The following is a 19,176-nucleotide window of genomic DNA, read 5'->3' as shown; positions in this document are numbered from 1 at the left end:
GTCTGGGTGCGCGGGCCGGAGCGCGGTCACTGCTGCTTGCTGTCACCGCCTGAGCCGGAGGACTTGCCGAAGTCGCCGTCGACGTCGGAGAAGTCCTTCATGAAGTCCTCGGCCTTGATCTCCGCCAGGTTCGAACCCTGGGTCTTCAGCAGGTCGCTGACGGTGGTCCGGAGGTTGGCATCGATGTCTTCGAAGAGCTGCTTGTGCTGGTCGAGGATGGTGACCAGCGCGTCGATGCCGCTGCCGACGGCCTTGGTGAAGTTGTCGCCGTCGATGTGACCGCCCGCGTCCGCCTTCATCAGACCGATCGCGAGCGGTTTGACCAGTCCCTCGGTCGCCGCGGTCGTCGTGCCGTCCCTCAGCCCCTTCATCGAGGGAGCCCCCGCGTCGGTGTCGAGCTTCTTGAGATCGTCCCGGAACGCGGCGACGTCCTGGTCCGCGAACGCGGTGAGGGCAGCAGAGTCGAGGTGGGTGAGGTCCGCCACGGGTTCTTCCTCTCAAGGGGTCGGCGTACGGCCCGGGCGAGGGCCCCACGCGGGTCCGGCTCCCGGCCGCCGCGTCGGTGCGTGGCGCCGCGGCCGGGCGGGCGGTCAGCGGCCGATGGTGACCTCGGACCAGAGGTTGGTGAGACTCTGCTCGGTGTACTTGTACTGGCCGACGACATCGTTGAGCAGGCCGGCGTGCGAGTTGAGCAGAGCTTCCATGGTTTTCATCGCGTTGTCCCAGTTGCCCTGCTTCTCCCGGTAGACATCGGCGTCGCCGCCGTACCAGAAGTTCTTGAGGTCCTGGATCTCCGCCTCGAGGTTGCTCAGCGTGCCCTCGATCGCCCGGGTCTGGTTCACCATGTCATCGGCGGCGTTGTAGGCAGGGGTGTACTCGACGTGGATGACACCGTCGGCCATGGCGTCCATGGGGTCCATGGTGCGTCCTCTTTCCTGGTGAAGAAGTGTGGGAGGTGGGGGAGCCGACGGGCCGGCGGTGGGGCCGGGCCGCCGAGAGTGGTCAGATCGATCCGGCGAGGGCCTCGAACGCCGCCTCGCTGGCGCTGTATGCCTGGTCGATGTCGTCGTGGGCGGAACCCTGCGTCTGCTGGTGCGCGGTGAGGCTCTGGTTCAGCTTGTCGATCATGTCGCTGAGGTTCGTCAGAATGATCTTGACCTGGTCGTCCCACTGGTCGAGCAGAGTCTTGTAGGTGTAGCCGTCCGTGCCCTTGTAAGTGGCCGCCACGTGGTCCTTGGTGCTCTCGACGTCCTGGAGCGAACGGAGGATCGAACTGTATGCCGACTCCAGGGCCATGATGCCGTTGCGGGTCGATGCCACCGACGACTGCTGGCCGCTGTTCATCTCGGGGCTCATCTGGGACATGGCGCCTCCTGTTTTCATCGGTCGGGACGACAGCCGGACCATCGGTGCGGGCCCCAACTCGCTTGTGCCGCACCGGTAGTCGGATCATGAACACCTATACCATTTCTCAACTCGCTTAGCTCCGGGCCCAGTTGAGAATTCATTTCCCGGTAACCACGGACGTCCGTCCCGCCGGGGGCGCGGCCGAACCCTCCCCTCAACCGCTCGTCCCCGCGCACCCGTTCCCAGATGCGGTGACATGGCCCCGCGCGGCCGCGTCGGCGTCCAGGTCGGGGCCGGACGGCAGCATCGCGAGCAGCAGCGCCGGGACGCGGGTGATCTCGCCGGCGGAGTAGCCGAGCGCGCCGAGGTCCTCGTCCGTGGGGACCCGGTACTTCGCGCCGCTGTCGCCGACCAGGTACGTGCTGCCGTCGACATCGCCTCCGCCCGCGCTGAGCGCCTGGACCAGGGCGCCTGAGCCCGGGGCCACGGCGACCGCGTCGAGGGACAGGCACGCCCCGGCGCCGGCTGCGGGCCCGCCCGTCCGCGCCACGGCGGAGGCGAGCTCGGAGACGGCTACCGTGCGGACGTCGACGCGGACCTCCGCACCCGCCGCCGTGCCGGGGGAGACGCTCGCGCAGACCGCGGACCCGTCCGGCACACCGGTGACATCGGGCGGAGAGGTCGGCAGGGCGCTGCGATCGGCGTCCACCGAGGCAGCGAAGTGGCCGGCCAGCGCCCCCGCCTGCACCTGCCGGGCCGCCGCGGTGCCGCCGCCGTACGCCTTCTGGACCGTGTCGGGTGCGCCGAGCTGCAGCGCCGCCCGGGTGGCCGTGAGGGGGACGAGGCCCTCCTGGCGCAGCAGGTAGTACTGGGGGGCGGAGCCGGGTACCTGGGTCTCGAAGACCTGTCCGATCCTGGTGCTCATGCCGCCCAGGGACGGGCCGGCGTCCCCGGTTCCCGGCACGGTCGCGGGCGTGAGGTCCGGCCCGGCGGGCAGGGCGTTGAGGAAGGCCGCCGAGACCGGACGTGCGGCCGTGGTCCCGTAGCCGAGGCTCTCCAGTGCCCCTCCGGCGGCGTCGATCCGCAGCCTGCTGCCCCGCCACACCAGGTACCGGTTCCCGTCCGGTCCCCTCACCAGCACCGCTTCATGCGCCGGAAGCGGGTCTCCCGACTCCGCGACCGGTGACGCGACGGCCAGCGTCGTCCGCGCCGCCGAGGCGTCCGTGGAGCAGATGAGCCAGGGGCGACGGGCCGTCAGGTCGCCGCCGTCCGGCAGGGTGTCCGGTGCCCCCTCCAACCCGACCGCCGGGCCGCGCAGTGCGTGCCGCAGCGTCTCGTGGCCGACCGTGGTGGTGCTCAGCTTCTGCGAGCCGACCAGCAGCAGCGCCGAGGCGTAGTTGCGTACGGGGCGCAGCCGGCCGTCCGCGTACAGGTACCGGGCGCCGGTCCGGGCGTCGACGATCAGCTTGCCCGGCGACTGCCAGGTGCCGCTGCCGCCGGGGGAGATCAGGCCGAAGACGAACGCTCCGGCGGAGACCAGGAGTGCGACGAGGACGCCCATGACCAGGCCCCGGTTGGTACGGCCGACGGGGCTCTCCGGGGCGTCGAGGTCGGAGCGCAGCAGGCCCGAGGTGAGCCGTCCCATGGTGAACAGGTGCGCCTGGACCTGGTCGCGGCGGTTCTGCATGACGTGCGCTCCCCTCTCAGAGGCTCAGCGACCGCAGCGAGCCGTAGACGCCGAGCACCCACAGGGCGAGCGGCAGCAGGCTGATCGCGGCGGCGGAGTGCAGCAGTTCGGCGGCGCGGCCCCAGTACGGCACGAGGCGCCGCCCCGGCACCGTCCAGGAGGCGATGGCCAGGGCGGCGGCGACCGCGGCCAGCCCGGCCACCAACGGCAGCCGTGACCCCGGGTCGAGCGTCCTGGCGAGCGCGACGGCCAGGCCGACGCCTCCCAGGACACCGGGGGCGATCAGGGCGAGCCGCTGCCAGAGACTGCCCATGCCGCGGCCGTGCAGGACCAGCAGCAGCGTCAGGGCCCCGGCCATGCAGCCTCCGGGCGGGCCGAAGGGGACGACGAGGGCGGCCAGGCAGCCGAGGCAGACCAGCCCGGCGGCGGTGAGCAGAGCGGTCATCCAGCCGTCGGCGATCTCGGTGCGGGCGGTCACGTCCGCGCTGGGGTGCGGGTCGATGCCCTGCTGCAGCTGCGCCGCGTTGGTCGGCAGCGGCGGGGTGCGCAGCCCGGACAACCGGAAGGACAAGGCAGGTACGAGCGCGCCGAAGACGACGGTGGCCAGGACGACGATGCTCGTCGCGTCCCGCGCGGACAGATCGAAGCCGATCATGAGGCCGCCGAGCAGCGCACCTCCCGCGGCGACCGCCGTCACGGCCAGGAACAGCGGGGTGAACGCGGCCACCGAGGCGAGCGCCAGGACCGCGGCTCCGGCTCCGGCGGCCGAGGAGGCGAGCAGCCGGGAGCCGAGCACCTCGGCGCCACCGACACCGTGCAGCGATCCTCCCGGCAGCAGCCAGCCGGCGTACGCCCAGTACGCGGCGGCCACCACGCCGAGCGCCGCACCCGTCGCCGCGTCCCCGACCGCGCGGCTCGCCGAGGCGGCCCCGGCGAGCAGCAGCAGTCCGGCGCCGAAGGCCACCCCCGCCTGCAGCCACGGCTGCTGGCCGGGCAGGCCCAGCACGGCCAGGCCCGCGCCGAGCGCCGCGACCGCGCAGCCGATCAGGACGACCCGGCTCAGTTCCGGGGTCCAGGCGTGCGGCCGTCGGCTCATGGCGGTGGCGATACCGTCGACCAGGTCGTCGAAGTGCGGTTCGGGCAGGGCCTCGGCGCGCGGGCGCAGATACAGGATCTCGCCGTCGCGCAGCCCGGCGACGTCGAGGGTGGCCTCCTCGTCGAGCGGCCGGCCGCCGACGCGCTGCAGGACCCAGCCGCCGTGTTCGAGACCGGACTCGGCGAGGTCCGCGCCGCCCAACTCGACGAGGGTGGGCAGGAGTTCGGCGACCGGTATGTCGCCCGGCACCGCCAGGTCCATGGACTTCGCGGGGGCACGTACCGTGATACGGCACAGGCCCGCCGTCACGCTGTCGGTCACTGGTGGATCGTCCTCCACAGCGGTGTGCGGTGGCGCGCCCGGCCCGGACACCAGGGTCCGGCGGGCCACTTCACCACGTGTTCCGTCATTGGCTGCGGGAGCGTAACTCCCGTTGGTGAACGGGAAGTTGAACAGCCGTAATCTACTGCTCCACACGACGGCCGCCGGCCACCGTCCGGTGCCGGGCCCGTTTCCCCGCATTCCGCATCGAAGGAGACCGTTCGTTGAGCGTGGTCATCTACCGCCGCCCGGCTCGGCGCCGGGCGCCGGACATGCCCGAGGGAGAGCTGAGTCTCCAGGAGCCCCCGACTCTGCCGGAGGTGGTCCCGGACAACTCGGTCATCTGGAACTACCTGCCCATGGGCATGATGTCCGCCTCCATGATGCTGATGTTCCTGCGGATGGGAGGCGGCAACTCGACGCTGGCCTACACCGCGATCGCCATGATGCTCACCGCGTCGGGTCTGATGATGCTGGGCCAGGTCATGCGCAGGTCCGGCGACCGCAAGCGCAGGCTCAAGGGTGAGCGGCGCGACTACCTGCGCTATCTGCGGCAGACCCGGCAGCAGGTGCGGGGCGCCTTCGTGCAGCAGCAGACCGCGCTGGCCTGGCGGCATCCCGAACCGGGTGCCCTGTCGTCGATGGTGCGCTCGACCCGGCTGTGGGAACGCCGGCCGGGGCACGACGACTTCGCGGAGGTGCGCGTGGCGGTGGGCGGCCAGCGGCTGGGCCTGCGGCTCGCGCCGTTGTCCACCAAGCCGGTGGAGGATCTGGAGCCGTTGTCCGCGCACGCGCTGCGCAGCTTCATCCGTGCCTACAGCACCGTCCCGGACCAGCCCATCGCGCTGTCGCTGCGGGCCTGGTCACGGGTGCTGTTCCGGGGCGACGAGGAGCGCATCAGGGCGGCGGCGCGGGCCATGGTGGCCCAACTCGCCGTCTTCCACTCCCCGGAGGATCTGTGGATCACGTTCTGCGTGGCCGACGACCGCCGGGCGGCCTGGGAGTGGACCAAGTGGCTGCCGCACGCCCTGCACCCCGAGGAGGCCGACGCAGCGGGCCCGGCCCGGATGGTGGTGCACTCGGTCGGCGCCCTGGAGGACCTGCTGGGCGCCGAGTTCGCCGAACGGCCGCCCTTCGACCCGGATGCCGAGCCGGGGCGGGAGGAGCCGTTCACGGTGATCGTGCTGGACGGCGGGCAGGTGCCGGCCGGGCACCGTTTCGACGGTCCCGGGTTCCGCAACGCGACCGTCCTCGACCTCTCCGGCGAGCTGACCTGGCGGCCGGGACGCACCACGCTGCGCCTGGACTTCGCGGCGGACACCGGGCAGGTGAGCCTGGTGCGCACCGACCGCAACCGTCAGGAGCAGACCGCGCCGCTGGGCCGCCCCGACCGGTTCGGACCGGCCGCGACGACCGCACTGGCCAAGCTGCTGTCCCCGTACCGCATGGGACTCGGCGGCGACGCATCGGAGCCGCTGACCCAGGACACCGAGCTGACCACGTTGCTGGGCATCACTGACCTGCGCCGCTTCGAGCCCAAGGAGCTGTGGGACCGGCGCGGCGCCGCCGACCGGCTGCGGGTGCCGATCGCGGTGGGCGCCGACGGGCAGCCCGTGGTGCTGGACATCAAGGAATCCGCGCAGGGCGGCATGGGCCCGCACGGCATGCTCATCGGCGCCACCGGCTCCGGCAAGAGCGAGACCCTGCGCACCCTGGTCCTCGCCCTCGCCCTCGCCCACTCGTCGGAGACCCTCAACTTCGTGCTGGTGGACTTCAAGGGCGGTGCCACCTTCCTCGGCCTGGACAGCCTGCCGCACACGTCCGCCGTCATCACCAACCTCGCCGACGAGGTCGCCCTGGTCGGCCGCATGCAGGACGCCCTGCACGGTGAGCTGATGCGACGACAGGAGCTGTTGCGGGCGGCCGGCAACTACACCTCCGCCCTGGAGTACGAGCGGGCCCGCGCCGCCGGGGCCCCGCTGCAGCCGCTGCCGAGCCTGTTCGTGGTGGTCGACGAGTTCAGCGAACTGCTCGCCGCGCACCGGGAGTTCATGGAGCTGTTCGTCATGATCGGCCGCCTGGGCCGGTCCCTGGGCGTGCATCTGCTGCTGGCTTCGCAGCGGCTCGACGAGGGCCGTATGCACCAGTTGGAGAGCCATCTGTCGTACCGGATCGGTCTGCGGACGTTCTCCGCCATGGAGAGCCGGGGGGTGCTCGGTGTGCCGGACGCCTACTCGCTGCCGCCCCAGCCCGGCAGCGGCTACCTCAAGGACGGGGTCGGGGAGCTGACCCGCTTCCGGGCCGCCTACGTCTCCGGCCCCTACACCGAGCGGAGCGGCACGGTCGCGCGGGCGCGTGCGGCCGGGCAGATCGTCCCGTGGACGACGGACTGGGTGGCGCCCCGCTCCCTGCCCGACGAACCCGACGGGACCGCCGAGCCGGGGGAGTCCGGGACCGGCCATGTACGGACCGACCCGGACGCGCCCGGCGGCGCCACCCTGCTGTCCGTCGCCCTGGAGCGGCTGCGGGACTCGGGGCCACCGGCCCACCAGGTGTGGCTGCCGCCCCTGGACACTCCGCCCACCCTCGACCAGATCCTGCCCCCGCTGGCCCCGCACGACGAGTACGGCCTGACGACGGCCGACTGGCCCGGGCGCGGCCGGCTCGCGGTGCCCCTGGGAATCGTGGACCGACCCTTCGACCAGGTCCGCGACCTGCTGACGGTCGACCTGTCCGGCTCCGGAGGCCACGTGGCCGTGGCGGGCGGCCCGCAGAGCGGCAAGAGCACCCTGGTCCGCGCCCTGATCTGCGCGCTCGCCCTCACCCACACCCCGCGCGAGGTGCAGTTCTACTGCCTGGACTTCGGCGGCGGCTCCCTCGTCCCGCTCGCCGCGCTGCCGCATGTGGGCTCCGTCGCGGCCCGGGTCGACGCCGAACGCATCGGCCGTACGGTCGCCGAGGTCAGCGCCATGCTGGACGAACGGGAGCGGTTCTTCCTCACCCACGGCATCGACTCGATGCCCGAGTACCGGCGCCGCCGGGCCGCAGGTGAGTTCCCGGGCGAGCCGCTCGGCGACGTCTTCGTGGTGGTCGACGGCTGGGCCACGGTGCGCCAGGACCACCAGGACCTCATCCCCGTCTTCACCAGGATCGCCGCCCGCGGGCTGAACTTCGGCATCCACCTCGTCGTCACCACCGCCCGCTGGGTGGAAGTCCCCTCCGCCATCCGCGACCAGTCGGGCACCCGACTGGAGCTGCGGATGGGCGACGCCATGGAGTCCATGGTGGACGTCCGCAAGGCGGCCACCGTGCCCCGGACACCCGGCCGTGGCCTGACCACGGACGCCAAACTGCACTGGATGGCGGCCCTGCCGCGCATCGACGGCATCGGCGACGCCGCCGACCTCACCGACGGCATAGCGAGCCTCGTCGCCGAGATCGGCGAGCACTGGACCGGCTCCCCGGCGCCGGAGGTGCGACTCCTGCCCGCGCGGCTGTCCAGCTCCGAACTCCCCGCCCCCCAGATCCCCGCCGACGCCCCGGGCGGGCTACGCGTCGCGCTCGGCGTCGAGGAGGACAAACTCGCCCCCGCCTGGCACGACTTCGCGGAGAACCCGCATCTGATCGTCGTCGGCGACACCGAGAGCGGCAAGACCAACCTGCTGCGGCTGCTGGCGCGCGCGATCACGGAGCGGTACACCCCGGCGGAGGCCCGGATCCTGCTGGTCGACTACCGGCGCGACCTGGTGGACGCGGTGCCCGCCGAGTACCGGCTGGGCCACGCCGTCTCCGTCGACGCGCTCAAGGAGCTGGTCTCCGGCACCGCCCGCGCCATCAAGCTGCGGGTCCCGGGGCCGGACATCGCCCCGTCGCGGATGCGGCAGTGCGACTGGTGGCAGGGGCCGCGGCTGTTCGTCCTGGTCGACGACTACGACATGGTCGGCGCCGGACCGGGCAACAACCCCTTCTTTCCGCTCCTGGACCACCTGCCCCTCGGCTACGAGGTCGGACTGCACATGGTCGTCGCCCGCTCCGCCTCGGGCGCGGGCCGGGGACTGGGCGAGGCACTGCTCCGGCGGATGACGGAGGTCAACTCGCCCGGTCTGCTGCTGTCCTGCCCGCCGACCGAGGGCTACTTCTTCGGCAACGTCAAGCCGCGTTCCCTTCCGCCGGGCCGGGCGATGCGGGTGGCCCGCCGGAAGGTGACGATGGTACAGACGGCCCAGGTCACCGAGTGATGAGTCAGGGAGCGTGGCCTGCGCTCTCCGCAAGAACCCCGACTGCGGCTGGACGGCAAACGCCGACTGGAACGCGGCCCGCAACATCTTGCACTTGTACCGGATCGGCCACGTCAGCGTGGAGGTCCCGGCCGCCGGAAGGTGCGGTCGCGGGGCAACCGTCAAACCTGCCGCAGCAATGTAGGCGGGAGTCCCCTTCCCGAGCGCAAGCGAAGGGACGGGTGAACTTCAAGGGCGCCAGCCGCGTGCCCGGCCCTTGGGGGTCACCACCAGCGCGGCCGCCACGACCACCACCAGCAGCAGTGCCCCGCCCGCCGCCCACAGGGCCCGCTGCCGCGGCCCGTCGGAGGGCAGGGCGATATGGACCGCGCCGGCCGGCCGGACGCGCGCTGCCGCCTGGGAGCCGGGGACCATGGAGACCGCGGCATACGGGTCCAGCCGGGGCGCGAGTCCGGCCGGCGCGGCGGACGCGGTGAGGCGACCGGCCACCTGAGCGGCCGTCAGATCGGGGTGGTAGGCGCGCACCAGCGCGGCCGCCCCCGCGGTGAACGCGGCGGCGAGCGAGGAACCGGCGCCCAGGTAGTGCCCGGTGCCACGGGCGCCGATGCTGACGACTCCGCCGCCCGGTGCGGCCAGCGCCGCCCGCGTCACCTTCCTGGCGCTGTCCAGCGGCGTACCGTCCGCGGTGACGCCCAGCACGGACAGAGCCCCCGGTGCCGCCGCCGGCCAGTAGCGGGCCGGTTCCGTCGAGTCGCTCCAGTTGGTGACGTCGGGCGCGGCCGGTGCCACGACGAGCACGTCGTGCCGGGTGGCGTACCCGACGGCCGCCGTCAGCTCGTCCTCGCCGTCGGCCAACGCCGCGGCAACCAGGACCACTTGGGCCCCGTGGTCGACGGCCGTGCGGATGCCGTCCGCCACCCGGCCGGCGGTGGCCGTGCCTCTGGCGTTCGTCCCCCGCACCGCGAGCACCCGGGCCTGCGGGGCGACGCCCTCGAAGGCCGTCGATCCGGTCGGCCCCGCCGCGACGAGACCGGCCACGAAACTGCCGTGGCCCACGCAGTCCTCGCTCGCCGCGCCCACCGTCGTCACCCGCCCGGACAGTGCTGCCGCGCCCGGCGCGACACCGGTGTCGACCACCCCGACGGTGACACCGGCCCCCCGCGTCAACTGCCAGGCGCGGGGCAGCCCCAGGCTCTGCTGTGCCCATGAGGCGGCGGTGGCGGTCTGCGTGGAGGCGGCCGTACAGGGGTCCTTGTCGCCGAGCCGGACCGGCATGGCGGGCAGGCTCACGGAGGCCGCGGCGGGCGTGGTGCCCAGCAGGGAAACCGTCAGGAGGACGGCGAGCAAGACGGCCGGGAATACGGCGGCCGACGGGAGGGTGAACAGCGCGTTGAAGGGGGCGGTGAACAGGGCGGCCGGTGACGGAGCGCGTCGCATGTGGCGCATGATAGAACCTCGCCGGAGCCCCCAACTGCCCTACACCAGGAGGAGATTCGCGCGTGGCACGCCAGATGCTCACGGTCGGACCCGACGGGCCGGACGCCTTCCGGACGATCGGCGAGGCTCTGGCCGTCGCCCGGACGGGAGCGGTGATCAGCGTCGCGCCCGGGCGCTACGAGGAGAACCTCACCATCGGCACGCGCGTGACCGTCGTCGCCCAAGGCGCCCGCGCCAGCGCCGAGATCGCACCCCGCACGGGTTCCGCCGTGACACTGCTGGCGGACGCGGTGATGCTCACCGATCTGCTGCTGCGCGGTCCGCAGGACGACGACGCCCCGGTGGTCGACGCCTTCAACGGGCAGGCCGCCCTCGACGGCTGCGAAATCGTCGGCACCGGCTGGACGGCGCTGCTGAGCCGGAACACCGGCTCGCTGGCGATGCGCCACTGCCGGATCACCAACCCGGCCGGAGCCGGCATCGTCGACACCTCCACCGCGGAGAGCGTCGTCGCGGACTGCGTCCTCGAACACCTCGGCAGCTCGGCGGTGGTCCTCACCGAGCGGGCCCGGACCATCGTACGCGCCTGCACGATGCGCGACGCCCGCGGCAACGGCGTGCTGGCCAACGGGCAGACGCGGGGCACGGTCGAGGACTGCGACATCTCCGGCACCGACAAACCCGGTATCGCCCTGGAGCAGCACAGCGCCACACGGGTGCTGCGCACCGCCCTGCACGACCTCGTCACCGGGGTGCTGGTCACGAGCGACGCCCGTCCGGAGCTGGAGGAGCTGGACGTCATCGCGGCCACCGAGCACGGCGTCCTCGTCTCCTCGGGCGCCGAACCGGTACTGCGCCGCTGCCGGGTCCGCCGGGCCGGAGGCAGCGGCCTGGGCGTCACCGGACGGGCCCGAGGCACGTACGAGGACTGCACCTTCGCGGACTGCTCCGGGCCGGGCGTCCTCGCCACGGACAGTGCGGCGCCCATGCTGCTGCGGACCGTCGTCGGGGACTGCTCGGGCAGTGCCGCCGTGCTGCTGACCGGCGAGTCGGCGGCGGAGTTCGACGGAATCGACGTGTCCTCGGCGTCCGGCGCGGGCATCTCCGTTCGATCCGGGGCCAATCCACTGCTGCGGCGGGCCAGGGTGGTGGGAGCCGGCGGCCACGGTGTCGAGGTCGTCCAGGGCGGGCGGGGCCGCCTGGAGGACTGCGAGGTCGTCAGGGCGGGGGGCGCCGCCGTGCACGTCGACAGCGACGGCCGCTTACACGTCGGAAACAGCACCCTGACGGGCGCCGCCGCGCCCGGTGTCCTGGTGGGTGCACGCGGTCTGCTCGACATCAGGGACAGCGCCATCGACACGGGCGCCGCGGAGGGCATCCGGGTCGAGGAGGGCGGCGAGGTCTCGGCCCTGCGCAACCGGATCACCGCCTCCGGCTCGCACGGCGTGCTGCTGGAGGCCGGGGCGCGCGCGGTGCTCAACGGATGTGAGGTGGTCGGCGGCCGGGCGGACGGCATACGCGTGGAGAGCTCGCAGCAGGTGTCGGTGCTCGGCTGCACGGTCAGCGACAACCGCGGCGCCGGACTGCGGCACACCGCGACGGACGACGCCCGGCTCCTCGTCGAGGACCTCAGGAGCGTGGGCAACGGCTCCCGGGACGTCTGGGAGGGCGCACCCGTGCCGGTGCCCACGGCCGTGACACCGGGCGCGGAGCCCCTCGTACCGGACGGTCCCGTCGGCGAACTGGAGGCCCTCGTCGGTCTGGAAGGCGTCAAACGACAGGTCAAGGGGCTGGTCAACCTGGCGCGGCTGGCGCAGCGCCGGGCCAGCCTGAACATGCCCGCCCCGCCGATGAGCCGTCATCTGATCTTCGCGGGCGCCCCCGGCACCGGAAAGACCACGGTCGCCCGGCTGTACGGCTCCATCCTGTCCTCACTCGGCGCACTCCGCTCCGGACACCTGGTCGAGGTGTCCCGCGCCGACCTCGTCGCCCAGATAGTCGGCGGCACCGCCATCAAGACCACAGAGGCGTTCAACCGGGCCCTCGGCGGTGTGCTGTTCATCGACGAGGCCTACACCTTGGCCTCGGACAGCAAGGGCTCCGGCGCCGACTTCGGCCGGGAGGCGATCGACACCCTCGTCAAACTCATGGAAGATCACCGAGACGACGTCGTGGTGATCGCCGCCGGCTACTCCAAGGAGATGGAGTCCTTCCTCGCGGTCAACCCCGGTCTCGCCTCCCGCTTCGCCCGGACCATCGAGTTCGTGAACTACACGGTGGACGAGCTGGTGACCATCGTGGAGGCCCAGTGCGCGCGGCACCGCTACGCGCTGGCACCCGAGACGAGGGACGCACTGGAGGCGCACTTCCGTGAGATGCACCGCGGCCCCAGCTTCGGCAACGGCCGCGTCGCCCGGCAGACCTTCGAGGAAATGGTCGACCGGCAGGCCCTCCGCCTGGCCTCCCATCCCGAGGCCGGCGAGCACGACCTGACCCTGCTGCTGCCCGAGGACGTCGGCGAGGCGGCCGCCGCAGCCGTCAGGGCGGCCGCCACCGGAGCCGTCTCGGCGTCACCGCTCGAGGAACTCAACGCGATGGTGGGCCTGGAGAGCGTCAAACACGAGGTGACCGACCTGATCAATCTGCTGTCGGCGTCCCAGCGCCGCCAGGCGGCCGGTCTGCCCGCCTCCTTGGTCAACCGCCACCTGGTCTTCTCCGGACCGCCCGGCACCGGCAAGACGACGGTCGCCCGCCTGTACGGGAAACTCCTGCGCTCCTTGGACGTCCTCCCGCGCGGCCAGCTGGTCGAGGTCTCCCGCGCCGACCTGGTCGGACGGTACGTCGGACACACCGCCCAGCTCACCCAGGAAGTGTTCGAGAAGGCGCTCGGTGGTGTGCTGTTCATCGACGAGGCCTACACGCTCACGCCCCCGGGCCAGCCGTCGGACTTCGGCCGGGAGGCCGTGGACACCCTGCTGAAGCTGATGGAGGACCACCGGGACGAGGTCGTCGTGATCGTCGCCGGCTACACCGACGAGATGCACCGCTTCCTGTCCTCCAACCCGGGCCTGGACTCCCGCTTCTCACGGCGCATCGAGTTCCCGGACTACACGTCGGAGGAACTGGTCAGCATCGTGCGCCGACAAGCGGCGGCCTCCGGCTTCGAATGCGCCCCCGAGGTGTCGAAGGCCTTGCTGGAGTTCTTCGACTCCCTGCCCAGAGGCCGCTCCTTCGGCAACGCCCGCCTCGCCCGCCAGACCGTCGAACACATGGCCACGCGCCAGGCCAGACGCCTGGCCGCGATGGAAGCCCCAGGACTGGCGGAACTGCAGACCCTGTTGCCCGACGACCTCCCGACCGCTGCGGGAGCCTGACATGGCGGGCGAGCCGGCCGCGGCGCGGTTGCCGGGCTTGTGGACAGCGCGGCGGCGCGGGGCGGGGTCCCTGTACCCCGCTGAGGGCGTGGCCGATGAAGGCGCAGCAGTGGTGCGCCGGGCGTCGGCGACCGCCCGCCCGGCTCCGCCCGGCCACCCCCGGACGGCCGCGGAAAGGACCGTCCGACCAATTCGACTCGCCGTCCCGGCACAAGGCCGGTCGGCGCGACAGCATCAGCCCCCCACAACGACGAGGAGCAACCTGAGGATGCCCCCTCAAAACGAACAGCCCTCCGAGACCTCACGAGGAACCGGCAGCGCCTCCCTTTCGGTCCGCCGTGCCGTGAACATGACCTTCGCCGCGGGGGACCCCGGCAACATGCTCGCGCCCGGCGCCACGGCCGTACCCGGATCCGCGGAGTCCGCCGCCCCGTCGAGCCCGACGTCCGCCGCTTCCGAGACGTCCGCCGTGCAGGAGGCGGTCCTCAGGGGACGCGGCTCAGGCGCCGTGGCAACGCAGACGTCGACGCAGGGCGAGTACCCGGAGACGGACCCGGACCAGTCCACCGCCGCACTCCACGCCGCAGCCGGCGCCGGGGGAGGGGAGCCGGGGCCGTCCGCGCCGGACAGCGCCGAGGGCGAGGAGGAACCGCCGGTCTCGGGCGGGCCCCGCAAGACCGTCCTGGCCGCCGCCTCCATAGCCGGGGCGCTGCTGATCGCGGTCCCGATCGCTCTGGTGGGCCGCACGCATCACACCGGCCACCCCGGCAAGGGCGACGCGGCGGCGCCCCAGGGTGACACCGTCCTGGCCACACAGAACAGCCTCCCGCCCGGCGGCTACACCCCCAGCTCACCGACGGCGTCACCGACGCACAGCACCGGCGCCTCCGCCACGGCGAGTGCGAAGGCCCACCACCCCAGCGCGCCGAAGACGACGGTCAAGGCCGCCGCCCGGCAGAGCGCCCATCCGACCTCGTCCGCACGACGGACGTCGTCGCCGACGACCGCCGCGGCAGCCGTCGTACGACTGGCCGCAGCCCACCCGGGCCGGCACATCTGCTACCGGGCCTATGTCGCCGACGCGGGCTGGGAGGCACCGGTGTGCGACGGCGGCGTGGCGGGTTCGACCGGGAAGGGCCGGCCCATCGAAGCCGTCGAAATCTCCACGGCGGGTACGTCGGGCAACGGAGCCAACGCCTACATGGCGAACGGCGGTTGGCAAGACGGCAGCGCATGGAACTGGAAGGGGGCGGCGAACGGCAAGAACCTCGTCATCGGAAGCCCCGGCTCGGGGGCGGGCATAAAGGGATTCGTCACCAAGGTGAAATCGGGCACCGTCTGCGCCAACACCTACGTCTCCTCCAACGTCGGCTGGCAGACCACGCAGTGCGGCACCGCGGGCGCCAAACCCGACTATCTCTTCTGCGGCGTGACCGACACATCGACCAAAGTGATCGAGGCCGTCGTCCTCAAGGTGTGAGCACGTCGCGCCGGGCGGGCGCACCTCTCACTCACCTGTGCTGGAAACAGGCGGCGGGCGCTCGCCGTGGTCATTGAGCGCCACGTCGCCCCTCGCACGGTTCTTGGTATGGACCTTTTCTCGGCTCTCTGCTTCACTCTGGCTCGGGCTGTTTACTCATGACTTAGATCACGCCGTGAGTTAACTAGGGCCCCGCAGACCCGTCAAGACGTACCGTCAGGAAGGGATGCCCCCGTGAGAAGACCCCCACACGCACTGCGGCTGTTGCTGGCCGGCGTGCTCTCCGCGGCCGGCTTCACCGCGTTCGTTCCCCCCGCGCACGCGGCCGTTGAACAGGTCACCGCCTGGCTGACCACCACCGACGACTCCGCCGGACGCCATGTCACGCGCGGACTCCAGCCGCAGACACCGTTCGCCTTCCAGTCCGGAACGGGCGGCGGAGGCGAGAACATCACCGTCGACGAGAACACCCGATACCAGACCTTCACCGGCGGTGGCGCGTCCTTCACGGACACCGCGGCCTGGCTGATGAACTCCAGCGGCGCGCTCTCGCAGGCGACACGCGACGCCACCATGAAGAAGCTCTTCTCGCCGACGGACGGCATCGGGCTGTCGTTCCTGCGCAATCCGATGGGAGCCTCGGACCTCGCACGCTACGGCTACACCTACGACGACGTCCCGTCCGGGCAGACCGACCCGAGCCTGAACACCTTCTCCATCGCGCACGACCTCGCGGATGTCGTCCCGCTGACCAAGCAGGCGCTCCAGCTCAACCCTCCTCTGACTGTCATGGCCTCGCCATGGACGGCTCCGGCCTGGATGAAGGACAGCGGCTCGCTCAACGGCGGCTGGCTGAAGGCGGAGGACTACGGCGCCTACGCGAACTACTTCGTGAAGTACCTCCAGGCGTACAGGAGCCAAGGCGTCAACGTCTCCTACGTCACCCCGCAGAACGAGCCCACCTGCTGCTCCGGCTATCCGTCGATGAGCTGGAACGCCTCCGGCATCCAGTACTTCCTCAAGAGCGAGCTGCTGCCGAAGCTCCAGTCCGCGGGCCTGCCCACCAAGGTCCTCGCGCACGACTGGAACTGGGACGTCTACGACTCCTACGCGGCCGCCTCCGTGGACGACCCGGCAATCCGCAACCACCCCAACTTCGGCGGCATCGCCTGGCACGGCTACGGAGGCGACATCTCCAAACAGACCACGGTGCACAACCAGTACCCGAACCTCGACGCGTTCGGCACCGAGCACTCCGGCGGCACCTGGATCGCCAACCAGCAGCGCGAGGACATGAACAACATCATCGACTACACCCGCAACTGGGCGAAGTCGGTGACCAAATGGTCCCTCGCCGTGGACCAGAACATGGGCCCGCACAACGGCGGCTGCGGCACCTGCACCGGACTGATCACCGTGCACAACGGCGACGGGGCGAGCGGGACCGTCGACTACACCATCGAGTACTACACAATGGGCCAGCTGACGAAGTTCGTCCGCCCCGGAGCCCAGCGCATCGCCTCCACGGCGTCCACGAGCGTGCCGAACGTCGCCTGGCGCAACCCCGATGGCTCCAAGGCGCTGATCGCCTACAACGACGCCACCAGCGCCAGGACAGTCACCATCAACTGGGGCTCCCAGCACGCCACTTACTCGCTGCCGGGCAAGACCTCGGTCACCTTCACCTGGAACGGCACCCAGTCCGGCGGCAGCACGAGCGGCTCGTTCGTGGGCCTCGCCGGCAAGTGCCTGGACGTGGCGGGCGGTTCGAGCACGAACGGCACGGCCGTCCAGCTCTACGACTGCAACGGCTCCGCAGCCCAGCAGTGGACCGTGCCGGGCGACGGGTCCGTCCGCGCCCTGGGCAAGTGCCTCGACGTCACGTCCGCGTCGACCTCGGACGGGGCCAAGGTGCAGCTGTACGACTGCAACGGCACCGGTGCCCAGCAATGGTCGTACAACTCCGCCACCGGGGACGTCGTGAACACCGCGGCGAACAAGTGCCTGGACGTGACCGACAACTCCTCGGCCAACGGCACCCGAGCGCAGATCTGGAGCTGCACAGGTGCCGCCAACCAGAAGTGGCGACTTGGTTGAGTGCCTCTTCCGTCCTGAGCCATGCACGCCAAAGACGAGGGTTCTCCGGCCTCCGCCAGGGTTGTGATCGCACTACGTGCCCAGTCATTTCCCTGGTTTCCAAGCGCGCCGGGCCGGCACCGTAGAGTTCTCGCTGTGACAGTTCACCGTATGCCTGCCGCGGAGGTTTCAGTCTCTGTCGACATGGTGCGGCGTCTACTCGACGAACAGCACCCCGACCTGGCGGACTTGCCGGTTGAGGTACTGGCCAACGGCTGGGACAACCTCGTGTGTCGGCTTGGCGAGGAGTTCCTCGTCCGGTTGCCGCGGCGCGCCCCGGCCGCCGCGCTCCTCGCACACGAACAGCGGTGGTTGCCGGAGTTGGCCGACCGCCTGCCGTTGCCTGTGCCGGCGCCGGTGCGTGTCGGCCACCCCACGGATCAGTACCCCTGGTCCTGGAGCGTCGTGCCCTTCTTCCCGGGCCGGACCGCGGCGCGATCACAGCCCGACGACCCGTGGTCGGCCGCGGCGACGCTCGGCCGTTTCCTGGACGCGCTGCACGCACCAGCCCCGTCGGAGGCGCCCGTCAACCCAGCTCGCGGAATTCCCCTGGCCGGACGCGCCAAGGGCGTCCTGACCGGCTTGGCACATGTCGACCCGAACGAACGCGCCGCCGCACTGCGGATCTGGGAAACGGCCGCCGCGGCACCCGCTTGGGACGGGCCGCCGGTGTGGCTGCACGGGGACCTGCACCCGGCCAACATCCTGGTCGACCGCGGCCGGATCAGCGCCGTGATCGACTTCGGCGACATCACATCCGGCGATCCCGCCACCGACCTCTCCGTGGCCTGGATGCTGTTCACCGCGGAGCAGCGTGCTGCCCTTCGGGAGGCGTACGGCCGCGCGGACGACGCAACCTGGGAGCGGGCCCGCGGATGGGCGCTCGCCTTGTCCCTGGTCTTCCTGTCGCACTCAGCGGACAACCCGCTGATGCACGGCATCGGCGAGCGCGCATTCCGTGCGGTGCTGGAGTAACGGACGGCCTCCATGGCTTACCCGGCTCCGTTGGGAGCCCGGTGGGCACTGGGATCGCGCGGCGTCCGCTGGGCGTGGTCAAGACGGTGAAGCATCAGGGCAAGTGACCGTTGTGGGTCCTGCCCGGCTGTGTCGATGACGAGGTGCTCCCCGTTCCACGGTTCGTAGTCGCGGTTGAGGACCTGTTGCCAGGTGGGCAGCGGCAGGTCGGGGATGTCGGCCGATCTCGTGGTCACGCGGCGTCGGTGCTCGTCCGGATCCGAGCAGATGACCTCCACTTCGACGACGGGGACGACGGCCCGATTGCCCACACTGTGCCAGCTGTCGCGGGTGACAGCCAGAGGGTTAACGGATTCCGCGATCACGTGAGTCCTTGCCGGAGATGTTCCTCGGCCAGTGCGTATCCGATGACGTAGCCGGCCGGTCCGACCGGGTGCTGTGCCAGGCCGGAGCGGACGATGGCCTGTTCGATGGTGTCGATACGCAGGTGGACCGCGTCAATGCGAGCGGCCAGCAGTCGCGCCAGGGTGGTCTTGCCTGTGCCGGGCAGTCCGCCGATCACGATGAGCATGTGCTCATCCTGCCGGAGCCAGTAGAGGACGAAGCCGGTGATTCCGTGGGCGAGTCGGTGCCGGTCCGCGAGCTCGGGCCGCTCCGGTGGAGTTGCCGACCGTGAACATGCGAACGTCGGTCCTGGTCGGCCTCGTGGGAGACGGGCAGTCCGCTCGTGGGCGAGAGCTGTCGGGTGATGCGTCTGGTCATCAGTGTGATCGCGGCCCAGGTGATCAGCGCCGATCGGTCCTACACCGGGGGCATCACCCCGTGAATGCGTGACAGTGTGAACACCCGCTCGTCGTCGCGAAGATGACACCACGCGTACAGATACGGAGGGTCAAGCTCGAGGCTGCTGACGGTGCGGATTGTGCGGCTGCCCGAGGCGGCGACGTAATCGATGGTGATGGCCGTCCCGTCGTCGACGGCGTGGGCGAGTTGGCGGACGTCGGCAGGGGAGATGTGGGTCGCGTGTCCGGCGATGATCTCTTCGGTATCGGTGGTGAAGGGTACGCCGTTGTACGGGTCGGGGG

12 protein-coding genes and 2 pseudogenes are annotated in these 19,176 nt (G+C 71.5%); 6 read left to right on the top strand and 8 right to left on the bottom strand.

Annotated features, from left to right (window positions below):
* Window positions 1-26: 26 nt before the first annotated feature.
* From GRC12_RS26920 to eccD, 5 genes are all read right to left on the bottom strand, one after another.
* Window positions 27-485, bottom strand: coding sequence for a type VII secretion system-associated protein (locus GRC12_RS26920; RefSeq protein ID WP_208781959.1), 459 nt, complete (start codon window positions 483-485; stop codon window positions 27-29).
* 105 nt (window positions 486-590) lie between these two features.
* Window positions 591-911 (bottom strand): WXG100 family type VII secretion target, encoded by a 321-nt coding sequence (locus GRC12_RS26915; RefSeq protein WP_208781962.1) that lies wholly within the window; start codon window positions 909-911, stop codon window positions 591-593.
* 91 nt (window positions 912-1,002) lie between these two features.
* The gene (locus GRC12_RS26910; protein ID WP_244373824.1) at window positions 1,003-1,365 is read right to left on the bottom strand and encodes a hypothetical protein; all 363 of its coding nucleotides are present in this window, start codon (window positions 1,363-1,365) and stop codon (window positions 1,003-1,005) included.
* 196 nt (window positions 1,366-1,561) lie between these two features.
* Window positions 1,562-3,034, bottom strand: coding sequence for a type VII secretion protein EccB (eccB, locus tag GRC12_RS26905; protein ID WP_208781958.1), 1,473 nt, complete (start codon window positions 3,032-3,034; stop codon window positions 1,562-1,564).
* Between the two features lie 16 nt (window positions 3,035-3,050).
* Window positions 3,051-4,451 (bottom strand): type VII secretion integral membrane protein EccD, encoded by a 1,401-nt coding sequence (gene eccD, locus GRC12_RS26900; protein WP_208781957.1) that lies wholly within the window; start codon window positions 4,449-4,451, stop codon window positions 3,051-3,053.
* Between the two features lie 224 nt (window positions 4,452-4,675).
* On the opposite strand from eccD, the gene eccCa reads away from it, so the two are divergent.
* Both eccCa and GRC12_RS45815 read left to right on the top strand, forming a co-directional pair.
* Window positions 4,676-8,689 (top strand): type VII secretion protein EccCa, encoded by a 4,014-nt coding sequence (eccCa, locus tag GRC12_RS26895; protein WP_208781956.1) that lies wholly within the window; start codon window positions 4,676-4,678, stop codon window positions 8,687-8,689.
* 31 nt (window positions 8,690-8,720) lie between these two features.
* Window positions 8,721-8,873: pseudogene (locus tag GRC12_RS45815) on the top strand (RNA-guided endonuclease TnpB family protein); the annotation flags it as partial.
* A gap of 44 nt (window positions 8,874-8,917) precedes the next feature.
* On the opposite strand, the gene GRC12_RS26890 reads toward GRC12_RS45815, so the two are convergent.
* Window positions 8,918-10,126, bottom strand: a complete 1,209-nt coding sequence (locus GRC12_RS26890) for a S8 family serine peptidase (RefSeq protein ID WP_208781955.1) — start codon at window positions 10,124-10,126, stop codon at window positions 8,918-8,920.
* A gap of 62 nt (window positions 10,127-10,188) precedes the next feature.
* Here GRC12_RS26890 and GRC12_RS26885 point away from each other — a divergent pair, with 62 nt between their 5' ends.
* The 4 genes from GRC12_RS26885 to GRC12_RS26870 all read left to right on the top strand — a co-directional run bounded on the left by GRC12_RS26885 (window position 10,189) and on the right by GRC12_RS26870 (window position 18,091).
* Window positions 10,189-13,500, top strand: a complete 3,312-nt coding sequence (locus tag GRC12_RS26885) for a right-handed parallel beta-helix repeat-containing protein (protein ID WP_208781954.1) — start codon at window positions 10,189-10,191, stop codon at window positions 13,498-13,500.
* A 268-nt stretch (window positions 13,501-13,768) separates the two neighbouring features.
* Window positions 13,769-14,980: a hypothetical protein gene (locus tag GRC12_RS26880; RefSeq protein WP_208781953.1), complete on the top strand. Its 1,212-nt coding sequence runs from the start codon at window positions 13,769-13,771 to the stop codon at window positions 14,978-14,980.
* Window positions 14,981-15,214: 234 nt separating this feature from the next.
* Window positions 15,215-17,077 (top strand): ricin-type beta-trefoil lectin domain protein, encoded by a 1,863-nt coding sequence (locus tag GRC12_RS26875; RefSeq protein WP_208781952.1) that lies wholly within the window; start codon window positions 15,215-15,217, stop codon window positions 17,075-17,077.
* 183 nt (window positions 17,078-17,260) lie between these two features.
* Window positions 17,261-18,091 carry an aminoglycoside phosphotransferase family protein gene (locus tag GRC12_RS26870; RefSeq protein WP_244373823.1) on the top strand — a complete coding sequence of 277 codons (831 nt, stop codon included), beginning with the start codon at window positions 17,261-17,263 and terminating at the stop codon, window positions 18,089-18,091.
* Between the two features lie 17 nt (window positions 18,092-18,108).
* Here GRC12_RS26870 and GRC12_RS26865 read toward each other — a convergent pair.
* Window positions 18,109-18,662: pseudogene (locus tag GRC12_RS26865) on the bottom strand (AAA family ATPase).
* Window positions 18,663-18,892: 230 nt separating this feature from the next.
* Window positions 18,893-19,176, bottom strand: a 284-nt coding sequence (locus GRC12_RS26860; RefSeq protein WP_208781951.1) for a WYL domain-containing protein, incomplete at its 5' end; no start/stop codon positions are given.

This window comes from Streptomyces griseorubiginosus (assembly GCF_017614965.1).
Classification (GTDB): domain Bacteria; phylum Actinomycetota; class Actinomycetes; order Streptomycetales; family Streptomycetaceae; genus Streptomyces; species Streptomyces griseorubiginosus_B.
This window is presented reverse-complemented; position numbering and strand designations above follow the sequence as displayed.